The organism is Pontibacter sp. 13R65, from assembly GCF_047525655.1.
GTDB lineage: Bacteria > Bacteroidota > Bacteroidia > Cytophagales > Hymenobacteraceae > Pontibacter.
In genome coordinates this window covers 149747-162213 of the sequence record NZ_JBLIQL010000006.1, presented here as the reverse complement: position 1 = coordinate 162213, position 12467 = coordinate 149747, and the positions used below count along the sequence as shown (strand labels likewise).

The 12467-nt window shown below is 42.7% G+C and carries 10 protein-coding genes; all 10 read left to right on the top strand.

What is annotated here, in order from left to right; translation table 11 throughout:
* Nucleotides 1-14: 14 nt before the first annotated feature.
* From ACMA1I_RS09855 to ACMA1I_RS09810, 10 genes are read left to right on the top strand one after another with little or no spacing between them, the layout of a single operon-like run.
* Entirely contained in the window at nt 15-3011 is a 2997-nt protein-coding gene (locus ACMA1I_RS09855) for a TAT-variant-translocated molybdopterin oxidoreductase (RefSeq protein ID WP_337068148.1), read from the top strand.
* 19 nt (nt 3012-3030) lie between these two features.
* On the top strand, nt 3031-4467 hold the full coding sequence (gene nrfD / locus ACMA1I_RS09850; protein WP_337068147.1) for an NrfD/PsrC family molybdoenzyme membrane anchor subunit: 1437 nt from the start codon (nt 3031-3033) through the stop codon (nt 4465-4467).
* A complete protein-coding gene (locus tag ACMA1I_RS09845) occupies nt 4460-4984 on the top strand; it encodes a DUF3341 domain-containing protein (protein WP_337068146.1) in 525 nt (174 codons plus the stop codon). The genes nrfD and ACMA1I_RS09845 overlap by 8 nt, the downstream gene beginning before the upstream one ends.
* On the top strand, nt 4984-5649 hold the full coding sequence (locus ACMA1I_RS09840; RefSeq protein WP_337068145.1) for a cytochrome c: 666 nt from the start codon (nt 4984-4986) through the stop codon (nt 5647-5649). Before ACMA1I_RS09845 ends, ACMA1I_RS09840 begins: the two co-directional genes overlap by 1 nt.
* 27 nt (nt 5650-5676) lie before the next feature.
* On the top strand, nt 5677-6951 hold the full coding sequence (locus ACMA1I_RS09835; protein WP_414703894.1) for a quinol:cytochrome C oxidoreductase: 1275 nt from the start codon (nt 5677-5679) through the stop codon (nt 6949-6951).
* Nucleotides 6952-6975: 24 nt separating this feature from the next.
* Nucleotides 6976-8043: a cytochrome c oxidase subunit II gene (locus tag ACMA1I_RS09830; protein WP_337068143.1), complete on the top strand. Its 1068-nt coding sequence runs from the start codon at nt 6976-6978 to the stop codon at nt 8041-8043.
* 19 nt (nt 8044-8062) lie between these two features.
* Nucleotides 8063-9889, top strand: coding sequence for a cbb3-type cytochrome c oxidase subunit I (locus tag ACMA1I_RS09825; protein ID WP_337068142.1), 1827 nt, complete (start codon nt 8063-8065; stop codon nt 9887-9889).
* Nucleotides 9890-9900: 11 nt separating this feature from the next.
* Nucleotides 9901-10977 (top strand): COX15/CtaA family protein, encoded by a 1077-nt coding sequence (locus ACMA1I_RS09820; RefSeq protein WP_337068141.1) that lies wholly within the window; start codon nt 9901-9903, stop codon nt 10975-10977.
* On the top strand, nt 10977-11873 hold the full coding sequence (cyoE, locus tag ACMA1I_RS09815; RefSeq protein ID WP_337068140.1) for a heme o synthase: 897 nt from the start codon (nt 10977-10979) through the stop codon (nt 11871-11873). The genes ACMA1I_RS09820 and cyoE overlap by 1 nt, the downstream gene beginning before the upstream one ends.
* A gap of 8 nt (nt 11874-11881) precedes the next feature.
* On the top strand, nt 11882-12466 hold the full coding sequence (locus ACMA1I_RS09810) for a heme-copper oxidase subunit III (RefSeq protein ID WP_337068266.1): 585 nt from the start codon (nt 11882-11884) through the stop codon (nt 12464-12466).
* Nucleotide 12467 lies beyond the last annotated feature (1 nt).

The following is a 12467-nucleotide window of genomic DNA, read 5'->3' as shown; positions in this document are numbered from 1 at the left end:
TCTCTAGATATATTATGCAAGACAGAATTAAATACTGGAAAGGAATTGAGGAGTTAGAAAATACTCCGGAGTTCGCCAAGCATGCTCATAATGAGTTTCCAGAATTCCTGCCGTTAAATGAAACCCCAGCAGACAGCAAGTCTTCCCAGGTTAGTGCTCCAAGAAGAGATTTTTTAAAGCTTCTTGGTTTTGGCCTGGCTGCTGCCACTTTAGCATCTTGTGAGGCGCCTGTAAGAAAGGCGATCCCTTACCTGAACAAGCCTGTTGATGTAGAGCCAGGTGTTGCCAACTGGTACGCTTCTACCTACTTTTCTCATGGTGACTACAACAGCGTTCTGATTAAGACACGTGAAGGCCGACCTATTAAGATCGAGCCAAACCCTATGTCTTCCATTACGCCTATGGGTACAAGCCCAAGAGCACAGGGATCTGTTTTGAATGTGTATGATAACAACAGACTTCGCCACCCACTTATTAAAGGCAAAGAAGCCAAATGGGAGCAGGTAGACCGTGAAATTACTTCACGTCTTTCCGGCATCAACGGCAAAGTAGTACTTGTTTCTTCTACAGTTGCCAGCCCTTCTACCAAACAAGTAATTGATGAATTCGGATCGCGGTTCGGAAGTTTTGAGCACGTAACATACGATGCCAACTCGGCTTCGGCACTTCTTGCTGCCAACGGCGGAACCATTCCTGGATACGACTTTAGCAAAGCAAATATTATAGTAAGTGTTGGAGCAGATTTCCTGGGTTCCTGGATAGCTCCAACTCCTTTCGCCAAACAATACATTCAGAACCGCAAGATCACGAAAGAAAATGCGGCCATGTCGCGCCACTACCAGTTCGAAACTATTCTTTCTCTTACTGGTGCTAATGCCGACATACGCGTGCCTATTAAACCATCGCAGGAGGCTGCTCTTGTTACGGCACTATATAATAGCATCTCCGGCCAGGGCGGCAGTGCTCCTGCCAATGTAGATAGCAAAGTTTTTGCTGCGGCCGTTAGAGACCTTAATGCTAATAAAGGCAAAGCACTGGTTGTTTCCGGTTCTAACGATCCGGCTGTGCAAACAATGATAGCCTCTATCAACCAGACTTTAGGTGCTGCTGGTACTACTATCGATACTGCGTCTCCATATTTTGTAAAACAAGGTAACGACGCTCAAATGATCAGGTTTATAGAAGACATGAATGCCGGAAATATCGGTGCCGTGTTCTTCTACAATGCCAACCCTGCTTACGACCATCCTCTTGCCGATAGGGTAGTAAGCGGACTTGCTAAGGTAGGCTTAAAAGTGTCTTTTGCAGAGCGCAGAGACGAAACAGCATTACTGGTTGATATTGTGGCTCCTGACAGCAATTTCCTGGAGTCGTGGAACGATTATGAGCCGAAGAGAGGATTCCTGAGCCTGGCGCAGCCAGTTATCAGCCCAATCTTCACTACCCGTCAGGTACAGGATAGCTTACTAACCTGGAGCGGTAACTCAACCACCTACTACGACTACATCAGAAATAACTGGAGAAAAGTAGCCACAGGCGATTTCAACACTTTCTGGGATAAAGCAGTACATGATGGCGTTCTGGAAACAGGAGCTTCTATGCTTCGAGTAAACCCTGCAGCCGCTACTTCCGCCACTACTACTGCTGCAAGCAAACCAGCTGGAAATGGCATTGAGGCAGTTGTATATGAGAAGGTACAGATTGGCCCTGGCTATGAGGTAAACAACCCTTACCTCCAGGAAGCTGGCGACCCTATCACAAAAGCTACATGGGGTAACTATGTAACTATCCCCCGCTCAATGGCTGAGTCTGATGAGATGAAGATTGTGCAGGGAGATGTGCTGAGAATTACAACAGCGAATGGCAAAACCATTGAAGCTCCTGCTTTAATTCAGCCAGGTCAGGCACCAGGAACTATAGGTATTGCAATGGGCTATGGCCGCGAACTGGAAGATATGCCAGTAGTAAAAGGTTTAGGTGCTAATGCCTTCCCAATTACAACAGTAGTGAACGGTGGTGTTAGCTACAGCAGTGTAGTTAAAATAGAAAAAACGGACGCTACTTCTCCAATTGCGCAAATGCAGACGCACCACACGATCATGGACCGTTTGGTAGTACAGGAGAATACGCTAGCTAATTACAAAGCTGATCCCAAAAAAGTAACAGAATATATCCGTTTAACGACGCACGATGGCCCGGTAAAACCAGCTACTGTTTCGCTTTGGGATGATTACGAATACAAGAACCACCACTGGGGTATGGTAGTTGACCTTAACTCCTGCATTGGTTGTGGCGCCTGTACACTAAGCTGTAATATAGAGAACAACATTCCAGTAGTAGGTAAAGCAGAGGTAATCAATCGCCGTGAAATGCACTGGATGCGTATCGACCGTTATTACAGTGCTAAGGAGCATGAGGAGAAAGATTACGCTGAAATGGAACATCCGGCCGATAACCCAACGGTTATTTTCCAGCCGATGATGTGCCAGCACTGTAACCACGCTCCATGTGAAACAGTTTGTCCTGTGGCGGCTACCATGCACAGTTCAGAAGGTATCAACCAAATGGCTTATAACCGTTGCGTAGGTACTCGTTACTGTGCAAACAACTGCCCTTACAAAGTGCGTCGTTTCAACTGGTTCGCCTATGCTAATAACGACAAGTTTGATTACAATATGAACAACGACCTCGGCAAAATGGTGCTGAACCCAGACGTGGTAGTTCGTTCAAGAGGTGTAATGGAGAAATGCTCTTTCTGTGTGCAGCGTGTGCAGCTTGGTAAGCTTGAGGCAAAACGTGAGAATAGAAGACCTAAGGATGGAGAGATTGTTTCTGCCTGTGCTCAGTCCTGCCCAACAGACGCCATCATATTTGGTGACATGCTTGATCCGGAAAGCCGAATAGCACAAGTGCTTGCCAAAGAAGAAGGCGAGCGTGCATTCCACGTGCTGGAAGAAATCAACACGCAGCCAAACGTAACTTACCTGACTAAAATTAGAAACTTAGCTTAAAATAAATTTAGATAGCGTTATGCAGCATGTATCTCCGATAAGAGAGCCTCTTGTAACGGGGGGGAAAACATACCACGACATTACTGAAGATGTCTGCAGACAGGTGGAGGCAAAACCCAACATGCGTTGGGCCATTGCTCTAGCCGTTGCCCTGGTAGGTTTTGCTATTTTTTGTTACTCTGTTTACCGCACCCTTTGGTACGGTATAGGGGAGTGGGGCCTTAATAAAACAGTAGGTTGGGCATGGGATATCACCAACTTCGTATGGTGGGTAGGTATCGGTCACGCCGGTACACTTATCTCCGCTATCCTTTTGCTATTCCGTCAGAAGTGGAGAACTTCTATCAACCGTGCTGCGGAAGCGATGACGATTTTCGCGGTAATTTGCGCGGCGATGTTCCCGGTACTACACATGGGCCGTCCATGGATGGCGCTATGGGTACTTCCGTTGCCAAACACATATGGTTCACTTTGGGTAAACTTTAACTCGCCACTCCTTTGGGACGTATTTGCCATCTCTACTTACTTCTCGGTTTCGTTAGTGTTCTGGTACATTGGCCTTATTCCTGACTTTGCTACTATCCGCGACCGTGCCACTGGCCCAATTGCTAGAAGAGCTTATGCCTTTCTTTCTTTTGGATGGACTGGTTCAGCAAAAGCCTGGTCACGTTACGAAACTGTTTCTTTAATTCTGGCTGGCTTAGCTACTCCACTCGTACTTTCAGTACACACCATTGTATCTTTCGACTTTGCAACCTCAGTTATTCCAGGCTGGCACACAACTATATTCCCTCCATATTTTGTGGCTGGAGCGATCTTCTCAGGCTTCGCCATGGTGTTAACCCTGATGATCATTACACGGAAGGTATTTAAACTGGAAGATTATATTACACTCGAGCACATCGAGTCGATGAACAAGGTAATTATCCTTACCGGATCTATTGTAGGTGTGGCTTATATTACGGAGTTCTTTATTGCCTGGTATTCTCAGGTGGAATATGAGCAGTACGCATTTATAAACCGTGCAACTGGCCCTTACTGGTGGGCTTACTGGTCTATGATGACTTGTAACGTGATTACGCCGCAGTTATTCTGGTTCAGAAGCATTCGCAGAAGCCTTACTGCTACTTTCATCATTACGATCTTCGTTAACATCGGTATGTGGTTTGAGCGTTTCGTAATTATCGTTACTTCGCTACACCGCGATTACCTGCCATCTTCTTGGGCTATGTTCTCTCCAACCAGTATCGATATTGGTGTGTATGTAGGAACAATAGGCTTATTCTTTACCCTGTTCTTACTGTTCGCTAAGTTCTTCCCGGTAATTAACATGGCAGAGGTTAAAGCCATTCTGAAATCTTCTTCAGAGGTGAAGCCTCATCACCAGCATCACTCTAACACGATGCATGGCACTGCAAAGGATTCTAACTCTAATACATCTCATAGCAATGAATAAAAAGTTTGTTCTAGGTATCTACGATGATGAAGATGTCCTGCTGACGGCCATCGAAAACGTACGGGCTGCTGGTACCAAAATTTATGAAGTCTTCTCACCTTATCCTGTACACGGTATAGATGATGTATTAGGTATTAAAAGATCTCGACTGCCAATTGCAGCCTTCTTTTTCGGATTATTCGGAACCTCATTCGCTTTGTGGATGCAGATCTGGATGCTCGGTTTTGACTGGCCGATGATTATTGGTGGGAAGCCTCATATTGCCTTGCCATCTTTTATACCAGTAACATTTGAACTTACAGTTCTATGTGCAGCTCATGGTATGGTAATCACCTTCTTTATCGTTACAAAACTTAAACCTTCTATGAAGGTGCCTGTTTTTGATAAGCGCTCCACTGATGATAAGTTTGTAATGGCTATCGAGGTAAAAGATGGTGAAACTGATCTTGCCGCATTAAATAACCTGCTTCGCACAAATGGTGCTATAGAAGTAAATCAGAAGGAGGTGCTGAAATAATGAAAAGTTTATCTACAATAGGTTTAAAAGCTTCTGCTTTAATTTTCGCTACGGCTGCCCTTGTGGCCTGTAAAAATGAGCAAGATCCGGGCTTGGAATATGCTCCCGATATGTACAATGCTATTCCGTTAGAGCCATATTCTCAAATCAAGCCAAGTCTTTATAATCCTGGTGGATTGAATATGCGTGAACCAGCTCAGGGAACAGTAGCTCGGGGCAAAATGGGGTATACCATGTACCTTTCTTCCGACACGGCTGAGGTGGCTGGTGTTGAACTCAAAAATCCACTAGCTAAAAATGCTCAAAACCTGGAAGAAGGTAAGGTTCTTTACTCACGCTTCTGCGCTCCATGCCATGGCGAACAAGGTGATGGTCAAGGTAAAGTAGGTATCAAGTTCAAAGGTGTTCCTTCATATACAGCTGGCCGTGTGGCTACCCTGCCTGAAGGACATATTTACCACGTAATTACCAATGGTAGAGGTCGTATGCGTCCGCACGGTACGCAGGTGAACCCTACGGAGCGCTGGAAAATTGTGATGTATGTGCAGCAATTGCAAACAGGGGAAGCTGATGCCGGAACAGCTACAGATCCTAAGGCACAGCAGGAAGCAAGTGGTGATGCAGGTACAGAAAATCCAGTAACTGGTACTACTCCAAATAACTAACGTCTAAGGCAAAATTTTAAAAGGATAATGACAGAAGAAAGACTCATCATTTCGAGAAAGACTAATAATAAGTTTTTCTTAATGATAGCTATAGGTGTTGTTTTACTTATAGTAGGTATTATTGCCATGGCCATGGGATGGGGTGGAGAACACCATGCCGCTGAAGCTGCCCACGGAGAGGCTGCTGCTGCCCATGAACCTGCTTCTTGGGTGAAGAGGCTTTACGTGAACCTGTGGCTCAACAATGTATATTTCACGGGTATAGCCTTGATTGGTGTATTTTTCGTGGCTGTACAGTATGTAGCGTATGCAGGCTGGTCAGTATTGATCAAAAGAATTCCAGAGGCATTAGGTTACTACCTTCCAATTGGTGGTGCCGTTATGCTAATCGTGTTTTTATTAGGTGGTCATGATATTTTCCATTGGACACACGACTACCTGTATGATGTGAATCATCCTCAGTATGATCCGATTATAGCAGGAAAGAAACCTTACTTGAACTTCGTGTTCTTCCTGGTAAGAATGATTGTTTATTTCGGTCTGTGGATCTTATTCTTCAACTGGTTAAGAAGAAATTCTATTGCTGAAGACTTACAAGGCGGTACATCTTACTATCACAAAAGCATCCGCATTTCGGCTATGTTCCTGGTAGTGTTTGGTGTAACTTCTTCTATGTCTGCCTGGGATTGGGTACTGTCTATTGACACTCACTGGTTCAGTACCATGTTTGGATGGTATGTATTCGCCAGCTGGTGGGTATCAGGTTTAGCTGCTATTACTTTAACTGTTATAATTCTTAAACAGAATGGTTACCTGAAAATGGTAAATGCAAACCACTTGCACGACTTAGGTAAATTCTGCTTCGCATTCTCTATTTTCTGGACATATGTTTGGTTCTCACAGTTCATGCTGTACTGGTACGCCAACATTCCGGAAGAAGTAATTTACTTTACGGAGCGTTTAGGAGGTTATGACGGTAAATATTTAGGTATATTCTTCGCTAACCTAGTTATCAACTTTGCTTTCCCTTTCCTGGTGCTAATGACGAGAGATGCAAAACGCCAGATGATCATGCTCAAGCTGGTTACTATTGCTATTCTATTCGGTCATTGGTTAGATTTCTACCTCATGATGATGCCTGCGACCATGCGCGGCGATGCCGGATTTGGCTTCATAGAAGTAGGTACAGCACTTGTGTTCTTAGGCGTGTTCCTGTTTACGTTTGCAAAAGGCCTATCAAAAGCGTCTCTTGTACCTGTAAACCACCCATTCCTGGAAGAGAGTATTCACCATCATGTATAGAGACAATACTAAAAGCGTTATATAATGATTACGTTCGCCATTGGTTTATCCATTTTTCTATTAATTGTAGTCCTATTTCTGCTTTTCAGGATAGGAACCCTTGCCTCTATTTTCAGAGGGTCCAGCCAGAGGGCATTAGGAACTACTAAAACAAGTAACAAAGTAAATAGTACACTTTTATTAATATTCCTCATAGGAGGGGGAGCTGCCTTCTTCTGGTCTTTTGCTCAGTCGTGGGATGAGATGAACCAACCATTGGCCTCCGTTCACGGGGAGTGGACAGACAGCTTATTCTGGACTACCATGGTTGTTATCGGTATTGTGTTTGTAATTACACAAATATTACTTTTTGTGTACTCTTACAAATACCAACACCAAGACAATAAAAGAGCTTACTACTATCCGCACAACAACAAAATAGAAATTGTGTGGACTTTAATTCCTGCTGTTGTAATGGCACTTCTTGTGTTTGCAGGCTGGAAAACATGGACCAAAATTACAAGTGCTGCTCCTGAAGAAGCTGTTGTGGTAGAGGTTGTTGGTAAGCAGTTTAACTGGATAGTTCGATACCCAGGTGCCGATGGCAAATTGGGTGTAGCAAACTATAAGCTAATTGATGCTGTAAACGAGCTTGGAGTAGATTTTAGTGATCCTAACTCACATGATGACTTCATGCCAATGCAGTTGCACGTTCCGAAAGGCAAGCCGGTTCTCCTCAAGATCAGAGCAAGAGATGTAATTCACAGTGTGTTTATGCCTCATTTCCGATTGAAAATGGATGCAGTGCCTGGTATGCCAACAAAGTTCTGGTTTGTTCCAACTAAAACTACGGCAGAAATGCGTAGCGAAACTGGTAACGCAGACTTTAATTACGAATTAGCTTGTACTGAAATTTGTGGTCGTGGCCACTTTGCAATGCGCTTCATAGTGGTTGTAGATGAGCCTGAAGATTATGAAGAGTGGTTAGCCCAACAAAAACCATTTGTTGAGCAGAACCCGGACATATTAGCTAAGTTTTCTTCTCCTTCTCAGGAGCAGTTAGTTTTGAGCAAAGAGGCTGAGAAAGCAGAAGAAGTAAAATCAGAGTTGTAGCATTTAAATACGTTTGACTATGTCTAGTGCAGATATCTCCATTCATAAAGATGTACATCATGCGCATGATGAGCATGATCATCATCACGATCAAAATTTCATTGAGAAGTATATCTTTAGCCAGGACCATAAAGTTATTGGGAAGCAGTTCCTATTTATGGGTATATTCTGGGCCTTTATTGGTGGCTTTCTTTCTATCCTGTTCCGTTTACAATTAGGATGGCCAGAAGCTACGTTTACCTTTCTGGAACCTATTCTGGGAGGCTGGATAGAAAACGGTAAGTTAAACCCGGAGTTTTACCTGGCTATGGTTACTATGCATGGTACCATCATGGTATTCTTCGTTTTAACAGCCGGCCTAAGTGGAACATTTTTTAACTTCCTTATTCCGTTGCAGATTGGTGCCCGTGATATGGCATCAGGCTTTATGAACATGCTTTCTTTCTGGTTCTTCTTCTTAGCCAGTGTTATTCTGTTCATATCGCTTTTCCTTGATTCAGGACCTGCAGCTGGTGGTTGGACGGTTTATCCTCCGCTAAGCGCATTACCACAAGCCATTGAAGGATCTAAATCAGGTATGACACTTTGGCTTGTTGCCATGGCGCTGTTCATTGTTTCGCAGTTATTAGGTGGTGTAAATTATATTACCACTGTAATTAACTTAAGAACAAAAGGCATGTCTATGACTAAAATGCCACTTACCATCTGGTCGTTCTTTTTAACTGCCGTTCTTGGTCTGCTTTCTTTCCCAGTTCTTTTTTCAGCAGCTTTACTTTTGATCTTCGACAGAAGCTTTGGTACTAGTTTCTACTTGTCAGATATTTATATTGCTGGTGAGGCTTTAGCAAATACAGGAGGTTCTCCAATTCTTTTCCAACACTTGTTCTGGTTCCTTGGGCACCCTGAGGTGTATATTGTGATCCTGCCAAGCTTTGGTATGGTATCAGAAGTTATCTCTACTAACGCACGTAAACCTATTTTCGGTTACCGTGCCATGATTGGTTCCTTATTAGGTATTGCATTACTTTCTTTTGTTGTATGGGCTCACCACATGTTCGTGACAGGTATGAATCCTTTCCTTGGATCTGTGTTCATGTTCCTTACACTAATTATTGCGGTTCCATCTGCAGTAAAAGTGTTTAACTGGTTGGCTACGCTATGGAGAGGTAACATCCGCTTTACTGCTGCTATGATGTTTTCTATCGGTTTTGTGTCACTATTCATCTCAGGTGGTTTAACAGGTATTATTCTGGGTAACTCCTCTCTGGATATTCACTTGCACGATACTTACTTCGTAATTGCCCACTTCCACCTAGTAATGGGTGCAGCAGCATTCTTTGGTATGTTTACCGGTGTTTACCACTGGTTCCCTAAGATGTTTGGCCGTATGATGGATGAGAAGTTAGGTTATGTTCACTTCTGGTTAACCTTCGTGGCTGTTTACTTGGTATTCATGCCGATGCACTATTTAGGTATTGCCGGTTTCCCAAGAAGATATTATTCCTGGACTACCTTTGATTCGTTCAGCATGTTTAGCGACATGAACGCCTTTATCAGTATTGCTGCTATCATAGGTTTTGGAGCACAGTTTATCTTCCTCTTCAACTTTATCTATAGCATCTTTAAAGGACGTCGCGCCAGCATGAACCCATGGCACTCAAATACTTTAGAGTGGACAACTCCTCCGTTACCAGGACATGGTAACTGGCCAGGTGAAATTCCTGCGGTATACAGATGGCCATACGATTATAGCAAACCAGGTGCTCCTGAAGACTATATTCCTCAGACGGTACCATTCTCAGAAACGCAGTCTTCCAACCTGCCACACGAGAAAGATTTAGAATAGCTTTTTCATTAATGACAAATAAATCTTTTCCTGAAAAAAGGTTTAGAAATATTGGGGTAATTACAGTTGTAGCTGTTTACTTCTTAATATTAGTCGGAGGAATCGTGCGAAGCACTGGTTCAGGAATGGGATGCCCGGACTGGCCTAAGTGTTTTGGCAGTTGGGTTCCTCCGACTGATGTTAATCAATTACCAGACGATTATCTGGAGGTTTACAAGCAAAAGCGGATTGAGAAGAATCAAAAACTGGCTGCTTCCCTTGACCGCTTAGGTTTTGAAGAGATTTCAACTGAAATATTTTCTCATCCAAGCCAGTATATCGAAACAGAGTTTAATGTTACCAAAACCTGGATCGAGTACTTAAACAGGTTAGTTGGTGTTCTAATTGGTATTTTTATTTTTCTAACTGTTATTTACTCATTCCCTTACCTGAAAAAGGATAAAGCTGTTTTTTTCCTATCACTGGTAAGCTTTATCATCGTAGGGATCCAAGGCTGGTTAGGGTCTATTGTGGTATCCACCAATCTGCTACCGGTCACTGTAACAGTTCATATGGCTCTAGCATTGGTTTTGATAGCCTTGTTGGAGTATGTGTTGATTAGATCTCAATCTTATACCCTTACTAAAAGCTATCAATTCTCTGGTGCGACCAATGGTTTACTTATTTTTGTAACTGTTATTACCTTTGTTCAAATTCTTATCGGAACGCAGGTTCGCGAAGAAATAGATGTGGTATCATTCGCGATGAATGGTGCCGGTAGAGAAAGTTGGATTGATCAATTAGGAGATACTTTTTACGTGCATCGCTCTTTTTCAATTGTGCTGTTAGTCCTTAATCTTTGGTTGGCTTATCAGGTGTACAAATTGAAAAACAGTACGATGAGGTTACTGTGTAACTGGATGTTGGTAGTTTTGGGAATTGAAGTAGCAATTGGAGTGTTGATGGCTTATTTCGCCATACCACCTATACTGCAACCGTTACACCTTACCATTGCCACTATTCTGTTCGGTATACAGTTTTGGATGATAATTATTTACAATTATGCTTCTAAAGGAGCACCAAATAAGACAATAGTAGCAGTTAGATAATGTATACACATAAATCCAACCTGATATTGTCTGATTTACTCATGACAAATAAAGCAACAGAATACTTTAAACTTTTAAAGTTCAGGCTGAGCTTTGTAGTTGCTTTTTCTAGTGCTATAGGGTTTATTTTGGGTCGTTTAGAGACTTCTTATCTAAATGTAGCCCTCGTATTTGTTGCAGGTTTACTTGTAACGGGTGCCGCTAACATTATTAACCAGATTCTGGAGAAGGATCTGGATAAGATGATGAAGCGAACTTCGAAGCGTCCGATTCCTACCGGGCATTTATCAGTTACGGAGGCTATTATATTTGGAGCCATCATTGGTCTGACTGGTTTGTCCATTCTTTGGTTTGTATTTAATCCTCTGTCTGCGGCTCTATCGCTCTTATCCTTAATTCTTTATGGTTTTGTGTATACTCCAATGAAGCGCATCAGTCCCATTTGCGTGTTTATTGGAGCCATTCCTGGCGGCTTGCCTCCGCTTATTGGATGGGCGGCAGCTACAGGTGTATTGGGTGTAGAAGCATGGATTCTTTTTGGCATACAGTTTATTTGGCAGTTCCCTCATTTTTGGGCCATAGCTTGGGTACTCGACGACGATTACAAAAAGGCTGGTTTTAAAATGTTGCCTATGTCTGGCGGAAAGAATCTCAAGACGGCAATCCAGATTATGATTTATACTCTTGTGTTAATTCCGCTTAGCTTGTTACCCTTACAATTTGGTATGACCGGTGCCACTTCTGCACTTGTTGCTGTGGTTTGTGGAGTTCTTTTTCTTGCTCAAACATTTTACCTCATGCGAACATGCTCTAAGAAAGCAGCTATGAATATTATGTTTGGATCGTTTTTGTATCTGCCTATTGTGCAGATAGCTTTTGTGTTGGATAAAGTGTAAATGTAATGATGGTGGCTAATAAAATAGATGAAGAAAATACTTCGGCAGGAGTGCATCCGCTAAAGTTTTCGTTGTGGTTGATTATTATTAGTATAATTATGATGTTTGCAGCTTTTACAAGCGCTTACATCGTAAGAAGGTTTGAAGGCAATTGGCTGGAGTTCGAACTTCCTTCTGCTTTTCTTATCAATACTATAATCATTTTGTTAAGTAGCGTTTCTATGCAGGTGGCACACAATGCCGCAAAGAAAAATAACATGCCTCTTTTAAAAATGATGCTTCTGCTCACCATTGGTTTAGGTATCGCCTTTTTAATAGGTCAGCTAAACGCCTGGGGAGAATTAGTGACCAACAAAATTCATTTCGGTGGATCTGGAAGTAACCCTGCTGGTTCTTTTATGTATGTATTAACAGGTGTTCATGGTTTTCACCTGATCACAGGCCTTATTTTTCTTATAATTGTACTTTGGTCTAGTTTGAAATTTAAAGTACATTCCAAAAATATGCTGCGAATGCAGTTATGTACCATCTACTGGCACTTTTTAGGTGGACTTTGGCTATATTTGTATATCTTTTTAAGAATAAATCACTAAA